This window comes from Peribacillus sp. NJ4, from assembly GCF_030348345.1.
In the GTDB taxonomy this organism is placed as follows: domain Bacteria; phylum Bacillota; class Bacilli; order Bacillales; family DSM-1321; genus Peribacillus.
This window is the reverse complement of sequence record NZ_JAUCFQ010000001.1, coordinates 3,784,647-3,807,884: the sequence shown is the minus strand read 5'-3', so window position 1 is coordinate 3,807,884 and position 23,238 is coordinate 3,784,647. Positions and strand designations below refer to the sequence as shown.

Below are 23,238 nucleotides of genomic sequence, written 5' to 3'. Positions count from 1 at the left end.
ATGGTTAAAATCGCACCATCCATTTTATCAGCTAACTTTGCAAAATTGGGAGAAGAAATCATTGATGTTGAAAGGGGCGGAGCGGATTTAATCCATGTAGATGTCATGGATGGGCATTTCGTGCCGAATATTACGATAGGCTCCCTGATTGTCGACGCTATCCGGCCGGTGACAAAGCTTCCGCTGGATGTTCACTTAATGATCGAACAACCTGATCGTTATATCGAGGCGTTTGCGAAAGCTGGAGCTGATTATATAACTGTACATGTAGAGGCATGCACTCATTTGCATCGGACGATCCAATTGATTAAATCTTTTGGTGTAAGGGCTGGCGTGGTGCTTAACCCAGCGACCCCAGCTTCCTTGATCCAACCAATAATCGAAGATATTGACATGGTATTACTGATGACGGTTAACCCAGGTTTTGGCGGGCAAAAGTTCATTTCATCCGTACTGCCCAAAATTGCTGAAGTGAAGGCGATGGCAGAAATGCATAACCAAAATCTAGAAATAGAGATTGATGGTGGAGTAAATGAAGAAACGGCTAAACTATGTATTGAACAAGGGGCGACAATCCTAGTGGCCGGCTCGGCAATATATAATCAAGAAGATCGACACGCAGCGATTCAAAAGATTCGGGGAAAGTGATATAAAGCCGACACTATCGTATTCAAATGATAGTGATCGGCTTTTTTTATCAATTATACAAAACATCTTGGATATGAATATACATAGAAAAGGATGATTACGATGATTATTAGTATAATGGCTGGAGGTCCGGAATGTTTTTGGCCGGATTTAACAAGGTATATAGAGATGACTGATCTATGGGTCGGGGTTGACAGGGGAGTATGGGCATTGCTTGAAGAAGGTATCGAACCTAAGTGCGGATTTGGGGATTTTGATTCAGTTTCGGAAGGTGAATACAAGAAAATCGAGCAAAGGCTGGAACAGATCAATCTATATTCATCGGAAAAGGATGAAACGGATTTAGAAATCGCATTTAAATGGGCAATAGGGAAAAAACCAAGTGAAATTCACATATTGGGCGCTACAGGAGGAAGAATGGACCATTTTCTTGGTAATATCCAGCTGCTCCAAAAAGAAAGTGTCCTCCCTTATCACGGTGACATTGATATATACATAGTTGATAAGCAAAATATATTCACAGTAAAAACAGCGGGGTCATATGAAGTCACTGCTTTGCAAGATAAGAAATACCTGTCATTGCTCCCTGTAACGGCAGAAGTCACCGGCATTACACTTTCGGGTTTCAAATACCCTCTGAGTGATGCAAGCTTGGAAATAGGTTCGACGCTTTGCATCAGCAATGAACTAATTTCCGAATCTGGGAATGTTTCATTTGAGAAAGGCATATTAATGGTGATAAGAAGCAGTGATTAAAATTCATGCTTAGAGCAGATTCGGATATAATTACGATCATCCTATATCCGCTTAAAAGCTTATGTTGTAATAGAAAAATTCCACTTCATCTTTATTTGTGGGATGCAAAGAGGAGGGGCATGATGAAATTTTATACGATTAAATTGCCAAAAGTTCTGGGCAGTTTGGTAAGGGCTATGCTCGGAGCGTTTAAAAAAGGCTGATACTTATCTCCATGACACCTCTCAAATTCAGGGAGGTGTTATTTTTTTCGGGATTTCTGGGGGAATGATAGGGGTTGGCCATCCATTAATGGGAGATGACTTCTTTTCCTGATGCAGACTGAACCTTATCAACGAAATTAAAACCATCCCCATTAAAATGCAGGACATTACAAGTAAAAAGGCATCCTAAGAGGATGCCGTAACATTATACGCGTTCTACTTTGCCCGATTTAAGAGCTCTTGCAGAAACGTATACACGTTTAGGTTTACCGTCAACTAAAATACGTACTTTTTGAAGGTTAGCGCCCCATGTACGCTTGCTAGCGTTCATTGCGTGAGAGCGGCTGTTACCAGAACGAGTTCTTCTTCCAGTGATTACACATTTACGTGCCATGTTAAATTCCCTCCTAACTACAACAAGCTTAAGTTATTCGCAGTCGTCTTAAGTCTTTGTAAAATACTTTAATAATTTATCATACCTACCGATAGAATGCAATACTTCAGTTCATTACTTTCAAGAAAAAAACCTTGACATACCTACTTGAAAATTGAAATATATAAAGTGCCGTATGACATTTACTTTTAAAACCATGGACATTATAGTAAAATGTCTTTAGTTGACTTGATTTTTTGGGAGGGAAAAGAAAATGTCTATCGAATTACAAACGAAATATGGACAAATTGATATCTCTAATGATGTTGTCGCTACTGTAGCAGGCGGCGCAGCTGTGGATTGTTACGGAATTATAGGAATGGCTTCCAAAAAACAAATTAAAGACGGCATTGCCGAAATTTTAAGAAAAGAAAACTTTACTAAGGGTGTAATAGTCCGTCAAGAAGAGGAAGAAGTTCATATCGATATGTATATTATCGTAAGTTATGGAACAAAAATCTCGGAAGTTGCACATAATGTGCAATCAAAGGTAAAATACACTCTGGACAAAACTGTAGGATTAGCTGTTGATTCCGTTAACATTTTTGTACAGGGAGTTCGTGTGACGAACCCTTAGGTATAGGAGGAAAGTTTTGTGTCAATTACAAGTTTAAACGGAAAGCGCTTTGCAGAAATGATCATTCAAGGTGCCAACCATTTAGCGGCTAATGCCCAAATGGTTGATGCGTTGAATGTTTTCCCTGTTCCAGATGGAGATACTGGAACGAATATGAATTTATCGATGACTTCCGGAGCGAAGGAAGTGCAAAATAACGTCCAGGAGCATATCGGGAAAGTGGGTACATCCCTTTCAAGAGGACTGCTAATGGGTGCACGCGGCAATTCAGGTGTTATCCTTTCGCAACTTTTCCGCGGTTTTGCTAAAGCGATTGAACATAAATCGGAAATCAATAGTGAGGAATTTGCCCAAGCATTTGAAGCAGGGGTTCAGACAGCTTATAAAGCGGTAATGAAACCTGTTGAAGGAACCATTTTAACGGTTGCAAAAGATGCAGCCAAGCAAGCGGTTTCATCAGCATCAAATCACCAAGACCTTATTCAGGTAATGGAAGAAATCGTTACGGAAGCCAATGCTTCATTAAAACGCACTCCTGATCTACTTCCAGTCTTAAAAGAAGTGGGGGTCGTTGACAGCGGCGGGCAAGGGTTGGTGTTCGTTTATGAAGGTTTCCTTGCTGAGCTGAAAGGGGAAGCCCTTCCAGTCCGATCTGCAAATGGCCCAAGCATGGATGACATGATCAGTGCCGAACATCACATGAACGTACAAGGGCATATGAGCACGGAAGATATCGTATATGGTTACTGCACGGAATTCATGGTCCGATTGGAAAGTGAAAAACTTGCCAATAATTCGTTCGATGAAGAAAAATTCCGAAATGATTTAAGTGAATACGGAGATTCTTTATTAGTCATCTCAGATGATGAAGTCGTCAAAGTACATATTCACTCTGAACAGCCTGGCACGTGCCTGAATTATGGCCAGCAATACGGTAGTTTAATCAAACTGAAAATCGATAATATGCGTGAACAGCATACTGCGATCGTAGGTGAAACGAATACACCGCTTCAAACGAAACCGTCCAACAAAGAGAAGTATGGTGTAGTGTCCGTAGCGATGGGGGCTGGCATCAGCGAGTTATTCAAAAGCATCGGCGCTAAGTCCGTCATCGAAGGCGGACAAACGATGAATCCTAGCACAGAAGATATTGTTAAGGCTGTCGAAGAGGCATATGCGGATCATGTCATCATCTTGCCTAACAATAAAAATATCATCATGGCGGCCAATCAGGCTGCAGATGTACTTGGTGATAATGTGACTGTTATTCCAACGAAAACAGTACCACAGGGAATGGCGGCATTGTTGGCTTTCAACCCTTCACTTGATGCTGAAGAAAATAAAAAAGCGATGATCGAAGCCCTTTCACATGTGAAAACGGGCCAGATTACTTATGCTGTCAGGGATACCAACATTGACGGTCTTGCAATTGAGACCGGGGACTTCATGGGAATTGCTGAAGGAACCATCAAAGTGAAGGATAAAGACATGACTCAAGCGGCAAAAGACCTTCTCTCCGATATGATTGATGAAGATTCCGAAATCCTTACCATTTTATATGGAGAAGATGCAACAACAGAAGATGTAGAAGGTCTTGTTGCGTTTTGTAATGAGAATTTCGAGGACGTTGAAGTTGAAGTCCATAATGGGAAACAACCTTTATATTCTTTTATTTTTTCAATTGAATAAGTAGAGAATCATGAAGATAAGGGAGCTTTAATCGTCTCTTTGAAGGATCCAGAAAAAAATAAAAGGCAATAAACTGCATATGTCATTAGGCTATGCAGTTTTATTTTTTATGAAATGAAGGATTAGGGACAGCACGCTTGGAATTACAATAAATATGGCGTTATTATTAAACTAACTCCCAGTGTTTCCCTTGGGTTCAGTTCTAAAGAAGGAGGAGCAATTCATGAAATTTAGAAGTGTATTCGATATAATTGGTCCTGTTATGATTGGTCCCTCTAGTTCCCATACAGCAGGAGCTGCAAGAATCGGAAGGGTTGCCAGGAATTTATTCGACCGGGAACCAAAATGGGCCCATATTTCTTTTTACGGATCGTTTGCCAAAACCTATAAAGGCCATGGAACGGATGTAGCCATTGTAGGAGGCTTACTTGATTTTGATACATTTGATGAGAGAATTAAAGAATCGCTGGAAATAGCCCGCAAAAAGAAAATGAAAATTACTTTTCGCGAAGAAGAAGCCGTACCGGAACATCCCAATACAGCAAAAATAACGGTGGGCGATGATGATGGCGAACTGGAACTTGTCGGAATATCGATTGGCGGGGGAAAGATTGAAATCATCGAACTGAATGGGTTTAAATTGAGGCTATCAGGCCACAACCCTGCCATACTCGTCGTTCATGATGACCGATTTGGTGCTATCGCCAATGTTTCAAACATTTTAGCAAAGCATCAAATCAATATTGGCCAGATGGAAGTCTCCCGTAAGGAGAAAGGGAAGATGGCCTTGATGACCATTGAAGTGGACCATAACTTGGAGGACCACGTCATCGATGAAATTACAGCACTCCCCAACATCACCCAAGTTGCGAGGATTGTTGATTGATAGGGCAATCGTTTCCACTTAGGAAGGAGAAGATATCATGTTTCGGAATGTAGCGGAATTAATAGAATTAGCTGACTCAAAGCAGAAAAAAATATCAGAACTGATGATAGAACAGGAAATGGAAGTAACGGGAAAAAGCCGTGAACAAATCATCCATCAGATGGGGGTCAACCTGGATGTGATGGAGCAGGCTGTGGAAAAGGGACTCCAAGGTGTGCGATCCGTTTCCGGGCTGACGGGCGGGGACGCAGTCCTTCTTCAGAATTACATTAAATCTGGAAATTCCTTATCCGGTGAAATGCTGCTGGATGCTGTCAGCAAAGCCGTGGCAACAAACGAAGTGAACGCAGCCATGGGAACGATTTGTGCGACACCCACTGCCGGATCAGCGGGTGTTGTACCTGGAACCCTCTTTGCTTTGCAAAATAAATTAAAACCTAATCGGGAACAGAAAATTGAGTTCTTATTTACAGCAGGGGCATTTGGTTTCGTAGTAGCGAATAATGCTTCGATCTCTGGAGCTGCAGGGGGCTGTCAGGCGGAGGTCGGTTCTGCTTCGGGCATGGCAGCTGCAGCCATCGTTGAAATGGCAGGAGGGACACCGGCACAAAGTGCAGAAGCAATGGCCATCACTTTAAAGAACATGCTTGGTCTTGTATGTGACCCTGTTGCTGGGCTTGTGGAAGTGCCTTGTGTGAAGCGGAATGCCATGGGGGCAGCTAATGCTATGGTTGCCGCAGATATGGCTTTAGCGGGGATTACAAGCCGCATACCGTGTGATGAAGTAATTGATGCGATGTACAAAATCGGGCTAACGATGCCATCTGCTCTAAGGGAAACTGCACAAGGAGGTTTAGCGGCTACACCGACTGGACGGGAGTTGGAAGCAAAAATCTTTGGCTTGCCGCTGAATAAGAAGTGAACTCCACTTTACAGGAACCCATAACGGCAGTTAAAGGCATTGGGGGAGAAACGGCAGCAGCTTTGGAGGAAATGGAGATCCATACCGTCGCGGATCTCCTTGAGCACCTTCCCTATCGCTATGAAGATTACCGTTTGAGGGATTTAGAAACGGTTGAGCATGATGAGAGGGTTACCGTAGAAGGAAAGATTCATACGGTGCCCACTTTAGGTTACTTTGGTAAGAAAAAATCCAGGCTTACTATTAAATTATTGACTGGGAGATATTTAATAAATGTCATTTTTTTTAACCAGCCATATCTGAAGCAAAAGCTTGCGATAGGCGAAAGCGTAACGGTAACTGGAAAATGGGATCGTCATCGCCAAACCATTACAGGATCTGAATGCCATGTTGGTGATCATAGCCGGGAGAAAGAGTTCGAACCTGTGTATTCGGTGAAGGGCAGCATTACTGTTAAAGGGCTGCGCCGCTTTATCTCCAATGCATTTTCCCAGTATGAGACATTGATCGAAGAAAATCTGCCCACACAATTGTTGGCGACATACAAACTGATGCCGCGTAACGATGCTCTTCGTACCATGCATTTCCCTCTATCGGCCAATGATGTGAAAAAGGCACGACGCCGTTTTGTGTATGAAGAATTTTTATTGTTTCAACTTAAAATGCAGGCGCTTCGTAAAGTGCAGCGAGAGCAGTCAAAAGGAATTGGCCAGGAGTTTGACGTGGAGCAAGTGGGAAAATTCGTTGAAACTCTTCCTTTTCCTTTAACGAATGCTCAAAATAGGGTTGTCGAGGAAATATTGAATGACATGAAATCTCCCTATCGGATGAATCGTCTACTTCAAGGGGATGTCGGGTCAGGAAAAACGGTGGTGGCCGCCATATGCCTGAAGGCGACGATTACAGCGGGTTTCCAAGGTGCTCTTATGGTCCCGACGGAAATCCTGGCTGAGCAGCATACACAATCCCTGAAAGCCATGTTGGAACCCAGTGGAGTAAAGGTCGCATTGTTGACTAGTTCGGTAAAAGGCAAGAAGCGCAAGGAACTATTGCAAATGCTGGAATCCGGGGAGCTCGACCTTTTAATAGGAACTCATGCATTGATACAGGATGAAGTGAATTTTCGGAACCTCGGTCTTGTCATTACGGATGAACAACATCGTTTCGGAGTGGAACAGCGTCGGATCCTTCGTGAAAAAGGTGCAAATCCAGATGTCCTGTTCATGACGGCAACACCGATTCCACGAACGCTCGCAATTACAGTATTTGGGGAAATGGACGTCTCCACGATAGACGAAATGCCGGCTGGTCGTAAAGCGATCGAAACCTATTGGGCGAAACACCAAATGCTTGATCGGATCTTGACTTTTGTCGAAAAGGAACTAAAGCAAGGGAGACAGGCCTACATCATCTGTCCATTGATTGAGGAGTCGGAGAAACTTGATTCTTTACAAAATGTTCTCGATGTTCATGCAATGCTTACACAGTACTTTGCGAACAGGTATAAAGTGGGACTTATGCATGGGCGTCTGCCAGCTGATGAAAAAGACGAAGTGATGCAGCAGTTTAGTGCAAATGAAGCACAAATCCTTGTCTCCACGACGGTTGTCGAAGTTGGGGTGAATGTTCCTAATGCAACGGTAATGGTCATTTATGATGCGGAGCGCTTTGGGCTTTCACAGTTGCATCAGTTACGGGGAAGGGTTGGACGGGGGAGTGATCAGTCCTTTTGCATCCTCCTGGCTGATCCGAAAACGGAAGTCGGCAAAGAACGGATGAAAATCATGACCGAGACAAACGATGGTTTTGCCCTTTCCGAGAAAGATTTGGAACTTCGGGGACCTGGGGACTTCTTCGGTAAAAAACAAAGCGGTCTTCCTGAGTTCAAGGTAGCGGACATGGTCCATGATTATAGGACCCTGGAAGTGGCAAGGATGGATGCAGCAAAATTGATTGCCTCACAAAGCTTTTGGCATTCCCCGGAGTATGCGCCGCTTAGGAACTATTTAGAGGGAACGGGCGTATTTACGGGAGAAAAACTAGACTGAACCGAGTGAAAATCCAATAACAGATTGTGAGATTTTCCACAATATCTTGCAATCTGTTTTCAAAATATATATACTACTATTAGTACCTAGTCATAATACTACGGATGGTGACCTTCAAATGCGAAGAAATAAGAAGGAACGCCAGCAATTATTAATCGAAACGATTAAACAGAATCCTTTTGTAACGGATGAGGAGCTGGCTGAAAAATATTCGGTGAGCGTCCAGACTATTAGGCTTGACCGTCTTGAATTATCGATACCGGAACTGCGTGAACGTATTAAAAACGTGGCCGAGAAGAAATTCAGTGACGAAATCAGGGCATTGCCTTTGGATGAAATCATCGGGGAAGTAATTGATCTTAATTTAGATGACAATGCAATTTCGATTTTAGATATAAATAAAGAGCATGTCTTTAAGCGGAATGGGATTGCAAGGGGACATCACCTTTTTGCCCAAGCAAATTCATTAGCTGTAGCGGTCATAAATGATGAACTGGCATTAACTGCAAAAGCATCCATTTTATTTACTCGTTCTGTAAAGGAAAATGAAAGAGTGGTAGCTAAAGCGAAGGTTAAAAACGTGGACCACACCAACGATCGCTCCGTGGTGGAGGTCAGAAGCTACGTGGGTAATGAACTGGTTTTTAAAGGCGAGTTCGAAATGTATCGCTCTTAACTTTCTAGTAAAGGATGAAAGAAAATGAAAATAACAATAGATGCAATGGGTGGCGATAATGCTCCCAAAGCACAGGTTTTGGGAGCAATGAAAGCTGTCGAGACTTTTTCCGATGTGGAAATTACCTTGGTGGGAAATGAAGCCGAGATTAACCAATACTTAGCGAAACACGGTCGAATAAAGGTTGTACATACTGATGAAAAAATATTAAGTACCGATGAACCGGTTCGTGCGGTTCGCCGCAAGAAAAGCGCCTCGATGGTATTGGCGGCACAACAAGTCGCTGACGGAGAAGCCGATGCGTGCATTTCTTCAGGCAATACCGGTGCGCTAATGGCTGCAGGCTTGTTTGTTGTTGGAAGGATAGAAGGCATTGAACGTCCGGCTTTAGCTCCCACCCTTCCGACAATCGATGGTAAAGGTTTTGTACTTCTGGATGTAGGTGCGAACTCCGATGCGAAACCGGAGCATCTGCTTCAATTCGCCATAATGGGTTCTGTTTATGCCCAAAAAGTGCGGGGAATTGAAAAGCCCCGTGTCGGATTACTTAATATTGGAACAGAAGAAAAAAAGGGGAATGAACTGACTAAGCATGCCTTTACATTATTACAGCAATCACCGGAGATATCCTTTATAGGTAATGTAGAGGCCAGGGACCTCCTAAATGGGCCGGCAGATGTTGTCGTAACGGACGGATTCACGGGAAATATGGTGTTGAAGACACTAGAAGGTACTGCTATGGGTGTATTTAAAATGGTGAAAACGGCCTTGATGAGCAACATCAAGAGTAAGTTGGCTGCAGCAATGGTAAAGCCTGAACTAAAAGGCATTAAAAATAAAATGGATTATTCCGAGTATGGCGGTGCTGGCCTATTCGGTTTGAAGGCCCCTGTCATTAAGGCGCATGGTTCTTCAGATGCGAACGCAGTCTATAATGCAATACGCCAGACTCGCGATATGGTTGGCAATGACGTCATATCGACCATTGCAAAGACGATAGAAAAACAATAATAAATCATAGTAGAGGCAGGGGAGTAACAAATGGGTAAAATTGCTTTTGTCTTTCCAGGACAAGGTTCACAGTCAATAGGAATGGGCCATGGCTTATTTCAGGAAAACGAGCGTGCTCAGAAAATTTTTCGAACAGCTGATGAAAAACTTGATTTTCCACTTTCCGAACTGATCTTTAACGGCACACAACAAGAATTAACGGTAACCTATAATGCGCAGCCAGCTCTATTGACCACGAGTTATGCCTTTGTCAAGGAGTTGCAAGAAGCGGGAATCAAACCCGATTATACAGCAGGGCATAGTTTAGGTGAATATACAGCTTTAGTGGCATCAGGTGCAATTTCTTTTGAAGATGCCGTTTATACTGTGCGTAAGCGTGGTGAATTCATGGAAGCTGCGGTACCGAATGGTCAAGGCTCAATGGCTGCGATACTGGGAATGGACCGTGAAGCTCTATCTGAAGTGACTTCTGAAATAACGGCCACAGGGGAATCCGTCCAATTAGCCAATATTAATTGTCCGGGGCAAATCGTCATTTCAGGTACTTCAGAAGGGGTTAAACTTGCAAGTGAAAAAGCTAAGGAGAACGGGGCTAAACGGGCTCTTCCTCTTGAAGTGAGTGGACCGTTTCATTCGGAGTTGATGAAACCGGCTGCAGAAAAGTTACAGGGGGTCCTTGATGAAGTTAGCTTCAAACAGGCAGAAATTCCTGTCATTTCAAATGTAACGGCCAAGCCGATTACTGCACCTGCTGAAATAAAAGAAAAGTTAATCGAACAGCTGTATTCACCGGTACTTTGGGAGGACAGTGTAAAAAATCTCCTTGAATTGGGCGTGGATACGTTCATCGAGGTTGGCCCTGGGAAAGTATTGGGTGGATTAATTAAGAAAATTGATCGTTCCGTTCAAATTCACTCGGTTTCCGATATAGATACACTAACTAAAACTATTGAAACATTGAAGGGGGTACAAGCATGATCCTCGAAGGTAAAAAAGCACTTGTAACGGGAGCTTCACGAGGTATTGGCAGAGAAGTTGCTTTAGAACTTGCCCGTCAGGGAGCAGACGTTGCCATCAACTACTCTGGCAGCGAAGCTAAAGCGAATGAAGTGGTGGATGAAATCAAGGCATTGGGCCGTAAAGCATTTGCCGTCCAATGCGATGTTGCAAATAGTGAATCGGTGACAAGCATGATCAAGGAGGTTGTCGAACAGTTTGGCAGAGTCGATATTCTGGTTAATAATGCCGGTATCACACGTGACAACCTATTGATGCGTATGAAAGAAGAGGAATGGGATTCGGTGATCAATACGAATCTTAAAGGCGTGTTCCTTTGCACAAAAGCAGTCACAAGACAAATGATGAAGCAGCGCAGCGGCAGGATCATCAATATGGCATCGATCGTCGGCGTCAGCGGAAATGCAGGGCAGGCTAATTATGTAGCGGCCAAAGCTGGTGTGATTGGCCTGACTAAAACTACGGCAAAGGAACTTGCTTCAAGAGGCATTACGGTCAATGCGATTGCCCCCGGTTTCATCTCGACGGATATGACAGGGGAATTGCCTGAAGACGTCCAAAAAGCCATGTTGGACCAAATTCCGCTTGCCCGGTTCGGTGACCCTAAAGATATCGCTGCAGTGGCGTCTTTCCTCGCTTCTGATGCCAGCAAATATATGACTGGGCAAACTCTTCATGTAGATGGCGGTATGGTCATGTAAGTTTCCTTTGATTTTTTTCAAAATTAATTTATAATGTTTTGAGGGGAGGTGAACACATTGGCAGATGTATTAGAAAGAGTAACTAAAATCGTTGTAGATCGTTTGAACGTAGAAGAATCAGAGGTAAAACTTGAAGCTTCTTTCAAAGAAGATCTTGGTGCCGATTCCCTAGATGTAGTTGAACTAGTCATGGAATTCGAAGACGAGTTCGATATGGAAATTTCGGACGATGACGCTGAAAAAATCGCCACAGTAGGTGATGCTGTGAATTACATACAAAGCACTATGTAATGAATTGTCATTTGACTAGAAGCTCCGTTTTTTAACGGGGCTTTCTCTTATACTTAAAGAAGTTTGATGCAGAGGCGATAAGGCTCCACCTGCATGGCAGTGGTCTTTTGCCATTAGTTTTCTTTAAGCGGATAATAATGTATGATGGTACGTAGGAAAGCTTGACAGGAATTCCTGCCAGGTTTCTTTTTATATATAGGAAAAATATGTTTTTTGAACCGTTGTGGAGGGTTTTGTGTGATGCGTAGGAACGGAAATAATCGTAAACCATCAATCAAGGATAATAAATTCAAACAGTTGCAAGAGAGTCTTGGTTTTCATTTTAAAGATGAAAATTTATTGAAACAAGCTTTTACACATTCATCTTATGTGAATGAGCATCGCCGTAAGCCTTATGAAGATAATGAAAGGCTTGAATTCTTGGGAGACGCTGTACTTGAACTGACCATCTCTAAATACTTATATCAAAAATATCCGATGATGAGCGAAGGTGAACTTACCAAATTAAGGGCAGCCATTGTGTGTGAGCCTTCACTTGTTGCTTTTGCCAATAGCCTTTCTTACGGGGAATATGTATTGCTCGGCAAAGGGGAAGAAATGACAGGTGGAAGAGAACGCCCTGCCATGCTTGCGGATGTATTCGAAGCCTATATTGGGGCTTTGTACCTTGATCAAGGATTAGAGCCAGTTGTACAGTTTTTAAAAAATGTTGTGTTTCCGAAGATAGACGAGGGTGCTTTTTCTCATGTGATGGATTATAAGAGCCAGCTTCAAGAGCTGATCCAGCGTGATGCTATCGGTGTCCTGCAATATAAGATCTTGCAGGAAAAAGGACCAGCCCATAATCGTGAGTTTGTTTCGACCGTCTCTCTGAATGGGGAAGAGCTGGGATCTGGTATAGGAAAGTCCAAAAAAGAAGCGGAGCAGCATGCTGCCGAGCATGCATTGATCGTTTTAAAAGAAAAAAACCAACAAGATAGTTGAACAGTAGAGGGGGAAAGGTCATGTTCCTCAAACGCTTGGACGTTGTAGGATTTAAATCTTTCGCAGAAAAAATTTCGATTGATTTTGTACCTGGTGTCACGGCAGTGGTTGGACCAAACGGAAGCGGTAAAAGTAATGTGACCGATGCAGTCCGATGGGTGCTTGGAGAACAGTCTGCAAAATCGCTGCGTGGAGCAAAAATGGAAGATATCATCTTTTCGGGAAGTGACACGAGGAAAGCGTTGAATTTTGCAGAAGTATCATTGACCCTAGATAACGAGACCAATTCCCTACCAATTGACTTTCACGAAGTCAGTGTGACAAGAAGGGTTTATCGATCGGGAGAAAGTGAATTCTTCATTAATAATCAAGGTTGCCGTCTGAAAGACATCATAGACCTGTTCATGGATTCTGGTCTTGGGCGTGAAGCATTTTCCATCATCAGCCAAGGGAAAGTGGAAGAAATCCTGAGCAGTAAGGCAGACGAAAGAAGAGTGATCTTTGAAGAAGCCGCCGGTGTCCTGAAATATAAAACAAGGAAACGAAAAGCGGAATCGAAGCTGACGGAAACGCAGGATAATTTAAACCGTGTCCATGATATCCTCCATGAATTGGAGGCACAGGTGGAACCGTTGAAAATTCAGTCTTCCCTCGCCAAGGAATTTTTGGAGAAGAAAGAAGAGCTTGAGCAAATAGAAGTAGCTTTAACCGTTTTTGAAATTGAAGAACTTTATGAAAAATGGGAAAACCTGTCCCAGGAACTTGAAAAACATAATGAAATGGAACAGCAAATGGCAGGGCAGCTTCATGATAGGGAAGCGCATCTCAAAAAGCTTCGGGATAATCTTGCGACGCTTGAGACATCGATCAATGGACTTCAGGAAATTCTTCTGAATGCCAGCGAAGAACTTGAAAAGCTTGAAGGCCGTAAAGAGGTTTTGAAAGAACGGAAAAAAAATGCTGCCCAAAACAAGTCACAGCTTGAAAAAGCGATTGTGGAAGGTGAGGCTGCTGTCGAGCGTTTGTCATTGCAAAAGGAAAGAGAAACGGAAATCCTGAATGCATTGAACTTGGAAGTAAAAGGGATACAGGAAAGCCTGCATGAAAAACAAAAAAGCTTAGGCCTATTCAATAGTGATATCGAAGCCATGATTGAAGTGAAAAAGAGTGACTATATTGAGTGGTTGAACAAGCAGGCCACAGCTAAAAACGAAAAACAGTACCTGCTTCAGCAGCTAACACAGCAGGAACATAAAAATGCTAAACTTGATATGGAAAATGAAAAGTTCTTAACCGAAAGAATGGATATCACTGCGAAAAAAGTGGAATATTCACAGCTGATGGACAATGTGACCAAGCAGCTAGAAGAGCATGTCACTTATTTCCGAAATCAGCAGAATAAATTGAATGCGGCAAAAGATACGTATCAAAAACAAGAAACCACCCTATATAAGGCCTATCAATTCCTTCAACAGGCAAAATCACGTAAGGAACTTCTTGAAGAAATGGAAGAGGATTATGCAGGCTTTTTTCAGGGTGTTAAAGAAGTTTTGAAAGCGAAAGAAACCCTTCAAGGCATTGAAGGGGCAGTTGCGGAATTGATAAAGGTTCCAAAGGAATATGAAACGGCCATAGAAACGGCTCTAGGCGGAGCGATGCAGCATGTGGTCGTAGAACGCGAAGAGCATGCACGAGAAGCCATTTCCTTCTTGAAGAAAAATAGGTATGGACGTGCAACGTTCTTGCCTTTGTCAGTCATAAAGGCAAGAGAGGTTTCAGTGAACCAATTATCGATACTGAAAAGCCATTCAGCTTTTGTGGGGACAGGTTCCTCATTGATCCAATATGATGATAGACATGCAGCAATTGCGGAAAACCTGTTAGGAACCGTCATAATCACCACAGATTTAAAGGGTGCAAATGATTTGGCGAAAATGATGCAGCACCGTTTCCGCTTCGTAACACTTGAAGGGGATATCGTCAATCCAGGTGGTTCGATGACTGGTGGAGCCTTAAAGCAAAAAACGACTTCCTTGCTTTCGAGGAAAACGGAATTGGAAGAGCTCAATCAAAAACTTGCCGCCATGGAAGCGAAAACGAACCAGCTAGAAAAGCAGGTCAAACAGCTCAAAGTGGATGTGGGTGTTCAAGAGAAAACGCTTGAACAAACGAGAAAAACAGGAGAGAGCCTTCGGTTACAAGAACAAACCCTGAAGGGCGAACTTCGTGAAGTGGAGCTACAGGAAAGAAATGTGAATGACCGGCTCCACCTATATGATTTGGATAAAAATTCATATTTAGAAGAACAACAGCAAAAAACAGCAAGACTTGAAGAGCTGGAAGAACTTTTGGAATCATGTAAAACGGAAATTGAAGGGCTTGACCGGTTAATTTCAGACATGACGGAACAAAAGCAATCTCAACAATCCTCAAAAGAGAGCCTTGCTGAAGAAACGAATGAACTGAGGGTAACACTGGCCTCTAAGCGCGGGCAGTTACAAAACCAAAAAGAGAAGATGGAACGCATTGAAGCGGATCTTTCAAAGGAAACAAGCAGGCTTGCCGAAAATAAAGATGATTTGGGGCTCCTGACCAATGAAATGACAGACAGTTCAAGCGGGGAAGAGTCCCTGGAAGATATGGCGCAGAAGAAATTACTCGATAAAAATGGAGCAATTGAAGGAATCACGATAAAAAAACAGGAAAAAAATGAACTTCTAACACAAGTTGAAACGCTTGAACTGGCCTTGAAGGAAGAAAATCGAGTTTATAGAGGCATTGTTGAAGTGATAAAGGATGAAGAAGTAAAATTAACTCGTCTGGATGTGGAACTGGAAAATCGCCTCGACCACTTGAGAGAAGAATATACGCTTTCCTTTGAAGGTGCTAAAGAACAGTATCCATTGATGATGCCTATAGAAGAAGCTCAAAAAAGGGTGAAGCTCATCAAGCTTGCAATCGAGGAATTAGGAACGGTAAATATAGGTGCAATTGATGAATATGCCCGTGTAGCTGAACGCTATGAATTCCTTCTAAGCCAAAAGGAAGACCTTCAACAGGCAAAAGATACACTGTTCCAAGTCATCGATGAAATGGATGATGAAATGAAGCGACGCTTTGCGGATACCTTTTATTCGATCCGTGAAGAATTCGAACAAGTCTTCAAAGCTTTATTTGGAGGAGGCAGAGCTGAGCTGAAACTGACTAATCCGGATGATTTACTAAATACAGGGGTAGATATCATTGCACAGCCGCCTGGAAAAAAACTTCAGAATTTGAGCCTCTTATCCGGGGGAGAACGGGCATTGACAGCCATAGCCCTTTTATTCTCCATTCTAAAAGTGCGGCCGGTGCCTTTCTGTATCCTTGATGAAGTCGAGGCAGCCCTTGATGAGGCGAATGTCGTCCGGTTCAGCCAATTTTTAAGGAAGTTCAGCAGGGAAACACAGTTTATCGTGATTACCCACCGTAAAGGTACGATGGAAGAGGCTGATGTCCTATATGGCATTACGATGCAGGAGTCAGGTGTTTCCAAACTTGTTTCCGTCAGGATGGAAGAATCGGAAAACTTTATTGAAGTTTAAATTCATTAATTAGAGGAAGTGGGACAATGAGTTTTTTCAAAAAGCTAAAAGAGAAATTTACGACCCAGGAACAAAAAGAAAAAGAAGTTGAAGCAGAAGTATCCATTGGGGAAAAATTCAAGCAAGGTTTGACAAAGACGAGGAATTCCTTTACTGGAAGGGTTAATGAACTTGTTGCCCGTTATCGGAAGGTGGATGAGGACTTTTTTGAAGAACTTGAAGAAATCCTGATACAGGCTGATGTAGGCTTTGATACTGTGATGGAACTAATTGATCAATTGAAAATGGAAGTCAAACTCCGCAATATCTCTGATACGAGGGAAGTGCAATCCGTCATTTCCGAAAAGCTTGTTGAAATCTACCAAGGTGATGAAGAGGCGACTTCAAGCTTGAATATACAAGAAGAAGGTTTGACGGTCATTTTGTTTGTAGGGGTTAATGGGGTAGGCAAAACCACGACAATCGGAAAACTTGCCCATAAATTCAAGGAAGAAGGAAAATCTGTCGTATTGGCTGCCGGGGATACTTTCCGTGCCGGTGCGATTGAACAGCTAGAGGTTTGGGGAGAGCGTGTGGGTGTCAGTGTTATCAAACAGGGTGAAGGCTCTGACCCTGCAGCGGTCATGTTCGATGCGATTCAGGCCGCCAAGGCACGAAAAGCTGATATCCTAATCTGTGACACTGCCGGTCGCTTACAGAATAAAGTGAATTTAATGAAGGAATTGGAAAAGGTGAAACGTGTAATTGAACGTGAAGTACCCGGCGCACCACACGAGGTGTTGCTTGCCCTTGATGCAACAACTGGACAAAATGCCCTCATTCAAGCCAAGACATTCAAGGAAGCGACCAATGTTTCCGGTATTGTTTTAACAAAGCTTGATGGCACGGCAAAAGGTGGAATTGTCTTGGCAATTCGCAATGAATTGGCCATTCCGGTTAAATTTGTCGGGCTTGGTGAAAAAATGGACGATCTGCAGGAATTCGATGCTGAGAAATATGTTTATGGCCTTTTTGCTGATATCATCGATAAAGAAGAGGTTTAAGAAAAAAAGTGTAAACCGGAAGAGATCTTTCTCTTCTGGTTTTTTTGACCATCTTTTCAAGAGGCCTCAAGATCATTATGGGACTCACTGTGATCTAGCGGAAGAACTACCTAAAAAAGAGGAGGGGAAATCCTCCTTGAAGCGGGAAAAAGAAAAAAATAATGATTTGCAAACAAGTGGTAAGGAGTTTAACTTGACATCAAATAAACAAGGCTTTACAATATAAACTTGTAAAGGGTTTTCACTTAACAGCAGGGAGGCTTGCTAAGATGCTTGAAAAGACAACGCGGATTAATTATTTGTATGACTTTTACCAATCGTTGTTAACAGAGAAGCAGCAGAGCTACATGTCCCTCTACTATCTGGATGATTACTCTCTTGGCGAGATTGCCGATGAATACGAAGTCAGTAGGCAGGCAGTCTATGATAATATAAAAAGAACAGAAGCGATGCTTGAGGAATATGAAGCTAAGCTATTGTTATTTCAAAAATTTCAAGAGCGTAACCAGTGGATTGCGAATATGAAGGGACTCATAGAAAAGGATTCCTTTTCAAAAGAGAAGCTGCTAGACGCAATCACAACGCTTGAGAAGTTGGATTAGGAGGCGGCAATATGGCATTTGAAGGATTGGCCGACCGACTGCAGAGCACGATGCAAAAGATCCGTGGAAAAGGGAAGGTCAACGAAGCGGACGTTAAAGAAATGATGCGTGAAGTTCGATTGGCCCTGCTTGAAGCGGATGTTAACTTTAAAGTCGTGAAGGATTTTGTAAAACGTGTCAGTGAACGTTCGGTAGGTCAGGAAGTGCTGAAAAGCTTAACCCCCGGTCAGCAGGTAATTAAAGTAGTAAAGGAAGAATTGACGGATCTGATGGGCGGCGAACAGAGCAAGATTGCTGTTGCCTCGAAACCACCGACCGTCATTATGATGGTAGGGCTTCAAGGTGCAGGTAAAACGACGACCACCGGAAAGCTAGCCAATCTTCTTAGAAAAAAATACAACCGCAAGCCATTGCTCGTTGCGGCTGATATTTACCGTCCGGCGGCGATTAAGCAGCTTGAAACACTTGGCAAACAATTAAGCATGCCTGTTTTCTCCCTTGGGGACCAGGTTAGTCCTGTTGAAATTGCCAAACAGGCGATTGAAAAAGCTAAGGAAGAACATCATGATTATGTGTTGATTGATACCGCAGGCCGCCTTCATGTTGATGAAAACTTGATGGGTGAACTGAAGGATATCAAAGAATTGACAAAACCTGATGAAATCTTCCTGGTTGTCGATGCGATGACCGGTCAAGATGCGGTCAATGTAGCCCAAAGCTTTAATGAACAGCTAGGCCTGACTGGTGTCGTATTAACGAAACTTGATGGGGACACACGTGGTGGTGCGGCACTTTCGATTCGTTCAGTCACCAACACGCCGATTAAATTCGTCGGTATGGGAGAAAAATTGGATGCACTCGAAGCATTCCATCCAGAACGGATGGCTTCGCGGATCCTTGGCATGGGTGATGTATTGACCCTTATCGAAAAAGCACAGGCCAATGTAGATGAAGAAAAAGCGAAAGAATTAGAGAAAAAGATGCGTACAGCCACTTTTACCTTTGATGATTTCCTTGAGCAACTTGGTCAGGTGCGGAATATGGGACCGCTTGATGATATTCTGAAAATGATTCCCGGTGCGAATAAAATGAAAGGGATGGACAACCTTCAGATCGATGAGAAACAGATCGGTCATGTCGAAGCTATCATCCGTTCAATGACAACGCAGGAAAAGGAACATCCAGAAACCATGAATGCATCCCGCAAGAAACGGATTGCCAAAGGAAGCGGCAGATCGATTCAGGAAGTGAACCGTCTACTGAAGCAATTCGAAGAAATGAAAAAGATGATGAAACAGGTTACGAACATGCAAAAAGGTAAGAAAAAGGGATTCAAATTCCCGTTCATGTAAGGTTTTTTTTAGGTCGAAATTGGCGGAAATACGGGTCAAAGCCATGTATTTCAACACTTTTTTTACCTGTTAAGAAAAAAACCTTTACAAACATACAAGACATTTGATATTATACTATCTTGTGTGAAACTATTCGGAGGTGCTTATTTAAAATGGCAGTAAAAATTCGCTTAAAACGTATGGGAGCTAAAAAATCTCCTTTCTATCGTATTGTAGTTGCAGATTCTCGTTCACCACGTGACGGACGTTACATTGAAGTGGTTGGAACTTATAACCCGGTGACTCAACCAGCTAAAGTTGAAATCAACGAAGAGCTTGCTCTTAAATGGTTACAAGATGGAGCTAAACCATCTGATACAGTTCGTAACTTATTCTCAACACAAGGCATCATGGAAAAATTCCATGTTGCAAAAAACAGCAAGTAATCGACGTAGTTGATGAAAGCACTAATTGAAACGATTGTTTCAGCACTTGTGGATTATCCGGAAGAGGTCATCGTGGCTTCCAAGGAAGAGTCCGACCGGATTGTTTATACCCTCTCTGTTCATAAGGAGGACATGGGCAAAGTCATCGGTAAACAAGGGCGTGTTGCTAAGGCGATTCGGACTGTGGTATATGCAGCAGGATCTTCACAGCAGAAGAAAATCTATTTGGAGATTTCCGAATAAGGAGGGCTAATACCCCTCCTTTTTTTGTACTTCAAGAAAGTGAAATCCCGCCTTGGATCCTATTTGATTATGACCCTGAGTTTAAACTTTACGCCTTTTTAAGACGCATCTTTTACCGATTTACGTTATACTTAGGAGAATGACCCCCATTTTTCAAAAAGATTACCCAATCATACATATTTTTTGAAGGAAATAAGAAATCATAGATAATAGGAGGTGCTGGAATGAAAATTCTCCAAAATGTAATCGTTAACCAAGTATTAACGGAATCCAGCAAGAATCAGCTCCTCGAGAAGTACAAGTCAAAACGCCTTCAGCTTCAAAAAGAGAGTGAACAGCTTCGCTTTGAACTGAAAAAACTTGAAAAAACAAGAAATCTCCAGCCTGCCAGTCTCCGTGCTCATTTCGAAAAAGAAATAAACCAGAGGCAAGAAAAAATTAAACTGCTTGAATTCCAAATGGAGCAGTTGGAGATCCTTCCCACCGGAAGCGAATTGAAGGAACGGGAAGTTCAAAGTATCATTGATGTGGAAATTGGGGCAGATTGGGACGAAATCATGGCAACGAAGACCATTGTCATTAAAGATGGAATCGTCTCGGAAATTCGTTAGAGGTGAAAGAATGGAAAATTGGTTTAATGTAGGTAAAATTGTCAACACACATGGTCTTTTAGGAGAAGTCCGTGTTATTTCTTCAACAGACTTTCCTGAAAAACGATACAAAGTGGGAGATACACTGTATTTATTTAGGGACACGGAGAAAAAGCCTTTGCCGCTTGTCATCAGGTCGCACCGCACCCATAAAAACTTTAACCTATTGACGTTCGAGAACTATTATAACGTCGGACAGGTCGAGGCTTTTAGAAACGGGGTCCTGAAAGTCAAGGAAGCACAGCTTGGTAAATTAGACGAAGGTGAGTTCTACTTCCATGAAATCATCGGCTGTTCGGTATTTACGGATGAAGGTATGGAAATTGGGGAAATCATTGAGGTTCTTACGCCTGGTGCCAATGATGTTTGGGTCATTAAGAAAGCTGGCAGGAAGGATATTTTGATCCCGTATATTGAACAAATTGTAAAAGAAGTAGATATTTCCGCTAAAAAGGTCATCATTACACCGATGGAAGGACTTTTAGACTGATGAAAATCGATGTGCTTTCGCTTTTTCCAGAAATGTTCGAAGGGGTATTCGGTTCGTCAATTTTAAAAAAGGCTGCAGAAAAGCAAGCTGTCAGCTATAAGGTGACCAATTTCCGAGATTATGCAGATAATAAGCATTCGACGGTAGACGATTACCCGTATGGCGGCGGTGCCGGAATGGTATTGAAGGCACAACCGATTTTTGATGCTGTGGAAGCTCTTAAAGGGCAAGCGGAGCTAACCCCAAGGGTAGTCCTGCTTTGTCCTCAGGGAGAGCGTTACACGCAGAAAAAAGCTGAAGAGTTTGCAAAAGAAGAACATATCATTTTCATTTGCGGGCATTATGAAGGGTATGATGAGCGCATCCGGGAGCATGTCGTCACGGATGAAATATCGATTGGTGACTTTGTGCTTACAGGCGGGGAATTGGGTGCAATGGTCATTATTGACAGCGTTGTTCGCTTGCTTCCTGGCGTTCTGGGAAATGTTGACTCCCCGATTCTTGATTCCTATTCTTCTGGATTATTAGAGCATCCCCATTATACTAGACCTGCAGATTTTCGGGGAATGAAAGTTCCCGATCCGCTAATATCCGGAAATCATAAAAAAATCGATGAATGGCGGATGAAGGAGTCTCTGCGCAGAACCTGGATGCGACGTCCGGATTTGCTCGATAGCTATGAACTATCGGAAGTTGAAAAAAAATTATTGTCCGAGATTAAAAAAGAAGACTGATCTCTATTGCATCGACGTTTATAGTATGATAGGATATACCTTGTGACTTGGGCAAAATGCTCAGTCTTATAACGATGTTCCGCTGCAAACAATAAGTATTTGCAAGAGCGTCCAGGAGGAGTTGAAATCGATGCAAAATCTTATTAACGAAATCACAAAAGAACAACTTCGCTCAGATCTTCCATCATTCAGACCTGGTGACACAGTACGTGTACACGTAAAGGTTATTGAAGGAACTCGCGAACGTATCCAGTTGTTTGAAGGCGTTGTAATCAAACGTCGTGGCGGCGGAGTTAGTGAAACTTTCACAGTACGTAAGATCTCTTACGGCGTTGGAGTAGAACGTGCTTTCCCTGTTCACACACCAAAAATTGCGAAACTAGAAGTTATCCGTCACGGTAAAGTACGTCGTGCGAAACTTTATTACCTACGCGAACTTCGTGGTAAAAAAGCACGTATTAAAGAAATTCGTCGTTAATTCTTCGAATATCTTCATGCGGGTTTACCATGATCCACATAAGGTGAATAACCAAACAGTATCATGCAAAAAGGGAGCTTGTTTATCAGGCTCCCTTTTTGCACTTTAAGAAACCATCAATGCACAGATAAGGTAAAAACCATATAGAATCTTGCTCGCTATAGCGTCCGCAACATGTTAAAATAATTGTTGATATGCTTTCTAAAAGGGTGGGTAAGGATGGCGAAAAAGAAAAATGAATTGTGGGAATGGACAAAGGCGGTCATAATAGCGGTTATAGCTGCGACACTGATTCGTTATTTCCTCCTGGCTCCTATTGTTGTGGACGGAAATTCCATGATGCCGACATTAAAGGATACGGACCGCATGATCGTTAATAAAATCTCCTATTCGATTGGTGAACCGAAAAGATTCGATATTATCGTTTTCGAAGCTCCAGAAGGCAAGGATTACATAAAGCGGGTCATCGGATTGCCAGGGGAAAAAGTGGAATATAAAGATGATACTCTTTACGTGAATGGAAAAGCTTATTCTGAGCCATACTTGGATGAATATAAAAAACAATTGATTGATGGCGGGGCTTTGACGGAACCTTTTACATTAAGTGATGTCATAGAACAAGGAACGGTGCCTGAAGACCACCTATTCGTCTTAGGGGATAATCGCCGTTTCAGTAAGGACAGCCGCCATATTGGCGTTGGTGTCGTTCCTTACGATAAAGTGTTAGGAAAAACTAAATTAGTTTATTGGCCGATCGAAGACCTTCGATTGGCGGAATAGTAGGAAGGTGGATTC

At 42.6% G+C, this 23,238-nt stretch carries 26 protein-coding genes; 25 read left to right on the top strand and 1 reads right to left on the bottom strand.

The genetic code is table 11. The features are described from left to right. From rpe to spoVM, 3 genes are all read left to right on the top strand, one after another. A complete protein-coding gene (gene rpe / locus QUF94_RS18910) occupies positions 1-648 on the top strand; it encodes a ribulose-phosphate 3-epimerase (protein WP_289317195.1) in 648 nt (215 codons plus the stop codon). A gap of 102 nt (positions 649-750) precedes the next feature. Continuing rightward, positions 751-1,404, top strand: coding sequence for a thiamine diphosphokinase (locus QUF94_RS18905; protein WP_289317194.1), 654 nt, complete (start codon positions 751-753; stop codon positions 1,402-1,404). A gap of 122 nt (positions 1,405-1,526) precedes the next feature. Then, entirely contained in the window at positions 1,527-1,607 is an 81-nt protein-coding gene (spoVM, locus tag QUF94_RS18900) for a stage V sporulation protein SpoVM (RefSeq protein WP_034313769.1), read from the top strand. A gap of 205 nt (positions 1,608-1,812) precedes the next feature. On the opposite strand, the gene rpmB is transcribed toward spoVM, so the two are convergent. Next, the gene (gene rpmB, locus QUF94_RS18895; RefSeq protein ID WP_034313767.1) at positions 1,813-2,001 is read right to left on the bottom strand and encodes a 50S ribosomal protein L28; all 189 of its coding nucleotides are present in this window, start codon (positions 1,999-2,001) and stop codon (positions 1,813-1,815) included. Positions 2,002-2,254: 253 nt separating this feature from the next. Here rpmB and QUF94_RS18890 point away from each other — a divergent pair, with 253 nt between their 5' ends. The 22 genes from QUF94_RS18890 (at position 2,255) to lepB (ending at position 23,223) form a co-directional block, all read left to right on the top strand. After that, positions 2,255-2,617 (top strand): Asp23/Gls24 family envelope stress response protein, encoded by a 363-nt coding sequence (locus tag QUF94_RS18890; RefSeq protein ID WP_289317193.1) that lies wholly within the window; start codon positions 2,255-2,257, stop codon positions 2,615-2,617. Positions 2,618-2,635: 18 nt separating this feature from the next. Then, entirely contained in the window at positions 2,636-4,306 is a 1,671-nt protein-coding gene (locus tag QUF94_RS18885) for a DAK2 domain-containing protein (RefSeq protein ID WP_289317192.1), read from the top strand. A 223-nt stretch (positions 4,307-4,529) separates the two neighbouring features. Next, complete coding sequence (sdaAB, locus tag QUF94_RS18880; RefSeq protein ID WP_289317191.1) at positions 4,530-5,192, top strand: L-serine ammonia-lyase, iron-sulfur-dependent subunit beta; 663 nt, start codon at positions 4,530-4,532, stop codon at positions 5,190-5,192. Positions 5,193-5,229: 37 nt separating this feature from the next. Further along, positions 5,230-6,114 (top strand): L-serine ammonia-lyase, iron-sulfur-dependent, subunit alpha, encoded by an 885-nt coding sequence (sdaAA, locus tag QUF94_RS18875; RefSeq protein ID WP_289317190.1) that lies wholly within the window; start codon positions 5,230-5,232, stop codon positions 6,112-6,114. Beyond that, positions 6,111-8,162: an ATP-dependent DNA helicase RecG gene (recG, locus tag QUF94_RS18870; protein WP_289317189.1), complete on the top strand. Its 2,052-nt coding sequence runs from the start codon at positions 6,111-6,113 to the stop codon at positions 8,160-8,162. Before sdaAA ends, recG begins: the two co-directional genes overlap by 4 nt. A 118-nt stretch (positions 8,163-8,280) precedes the next feature. Continuing rightward, positions 8,281-8,838 (top strand): transcription factor FapR, encoded by a 558-nt coding sequence (fapR, locus tag QUF94_RS18865; RefSeq protein WP_289317188.1) that lies wholly within the window; start codon positions 8,281-8,283, stop codon positions 8,836-8,838. Between the two features lie 24 nt (positions 8,839-8,862). Further along, positions 8,863-9,849 (top strand): phosphate acyltransferase PlsX, encoded by a 987-nt coding sequence (gene plsX / locus QUF94_RS18860; protein ID WP_289317187.1) that lies wholly within the window; start codon positions 8,863-8,865, stop codon positions 9,847-9,849. A 30-nt stretch (positions 9,850-9,879) separates the two neighbouring features. Beyond that, positions 9,880-10,827, top strand: coding sequence for an ACP S-malonyltransferase (gene fabD / locus QUF94_RS18855; RefSeq protein WP_289317186.1), 948 nt, complete (start codon positions 9,880-9,882; stop codon positions 10,825-10,827). Next, positions 10,824-11,567, top strand: coding sequence for a 3-oxoacyl-[acyl-carrier-protein] reductase (gene fabG / locus QUF94_RS18850; RefSeq protein ID WP_289317185.1), 744 nt, complete (start codon positions 10,824-10,826; stop codon positions 11,565-11,567). Before fabD ends, fabG begins: the two co-directional genes overlap by 4 nt. Before the next feature lie 57 nt (positions 11,568-11,624). Beyond that, positions 11,625-11,858 (top strand): acyl carrier protein, encoded by a 234-nt coding sequence (locus tag QUF94_RS18845; protein ID WP_034313729.1) that lies wholly within the window; start codon positions 11,625-11,627, stop codon positions 11,856-11,858. A gap of 240 nt (positions 11,859-12,098) precedes the next feature. After that, positions 12,099-12,842 (top strand): ribonuclease III, encoded by a 744-nt coding sequence (gene rnc, locus QUF94_RS18840; RefSeq protein ID WP_289318437.1) that lies wholly within the window; start codon positions 12,099-12,101, stop codon positions 12,840-12,842. 20 nt (positions 12,843-12,862) lie between these two features. After that, positions 12,863-16,426, top strand: coding sequence for a chromosome segregation protein SMC (smc, locus tag QUF94_RS18835; protein WP_289317184.1), 3,564 nt, complete (start codon positions 12,863-12,865; stop codon positions 16,424-16,426). Between the two features lie 26 nt (positions 16,427-16,452). Continuing rightward, positions 16,453-17,469, top strand: coding sequence for a signal recognition particle-docking protein FtsY (gene ftsY, locus QUF94_RS18830; RefSeq protein ID WP_289317183.1), 1,017 nt, complete (start codon positions 16,453-16,455; stop codon positions 17,467-17,469). A gap of 269 nt (positions 17,470-17,738) precedes the next feature. Continuing rightward, entirely contained in the window at positions 17,739-18,071 is a 333-nt protein-coding gene (locus QUF94_RS18825) for a putative DNA-binding protein (protein WP_061462382.1), read from the top strand. An 11-nt stretch (positions 18,072-18,082) separates the two neighbouring features. Continuing rightward, positions 18,083-19,423, top strand: coding sequence for a signal recognition particle protein (gene ffh, locus QUF94_RS18820; protein WP_289317182.1), 1,341 nt, complete (start codon positions 18,083-18,085; stop codon positions 19,421-19,423). A gap of 152 nt (positions 19,424-19,575) precedes the next feature. Then, the gene (rpsP, locus tag QUF94_RS18815; RefSeq protein ID WP_034313715.1) at positions 19,576-19,848 is read left to right on the top strand and encodes a 30S ribosomal protein S16; all 273 of its coding nucleotides are present in this window, start codon (positions 19,576-19,578) and stop codon (positions 19,846-19,848) included. Positions 19,849-19,860: 12 nt separating this feature from the next. Then, positions 19,861-20,091, top strand: a complete 231-nt coding sequence (locus QUF94_RS18810; protein WP_289317181.1) for a KH domain-containing protein — start codon at positions 19,861-19,863, stop codon at positions 20,089-20,091. Between the two features lie 224 nt (positions 20,092-20,315). Continuing rightward, positions 20,316-20,702, top strand: a complete 387-nt coding sequence (locus tag QUF94_RS18805; protein WP_230158129.1) for a YlqD family protein — start codon at positions 20,316-20,318, stop codon at positions 20,700-20,702. A 10-nt stretch (positions 20,703-20,712) separates the two neighbouring features. After that, entirely contained in the window at positions 20,713-21,231 is a 519-nt protein-coding gene (rimM, locus tag QUF94_RS18800) for a ribosome maturation factor RimM (RefSeq protein WP_289317180.1), read from the top strand. After that, positions 21,231-21,965 carry a tRNA (guanosine(37)-N1)-methyltransferase TrmD gene (gene trmD, locus QUF94_RS18795; protein WP_289317179.1) on the top strand — a complete coding sequence of 245 codons (735 nt, stop codon included), beginning with the start codon at positions 21,231-21,233 and terminating at the stop codon, positions 21,963-21,965. The genes rimM and trmD overlap by 1 nt, the downstream gene beginning before the upstream one ends. A 130-nt stretch (positions 21,966-22,095) precedes the next feature. Next, entirely contained in the window at positions 22,096-22,443 is a 348-nt protein-coding gene (rplS, locus tag QUF94_RS18790) for a 50S ribosomal protein L19 (protein WP_034313702.1), read from the top strand. 219 nt (positions 22,444-22,662) lie between these two features. Then, complete coding sequence (lepB, locus tag QUF94_RS18785) at positions 22,663-23,223, top strand: signal peptidase I (RefSeq protein WP_289317178.1); 561 nt, start codon at positions 22,663-22,665, stop codon at positions 23,221-23,223. Positions 23,224-23,238 lie beyond the last annotated feature (15 nt).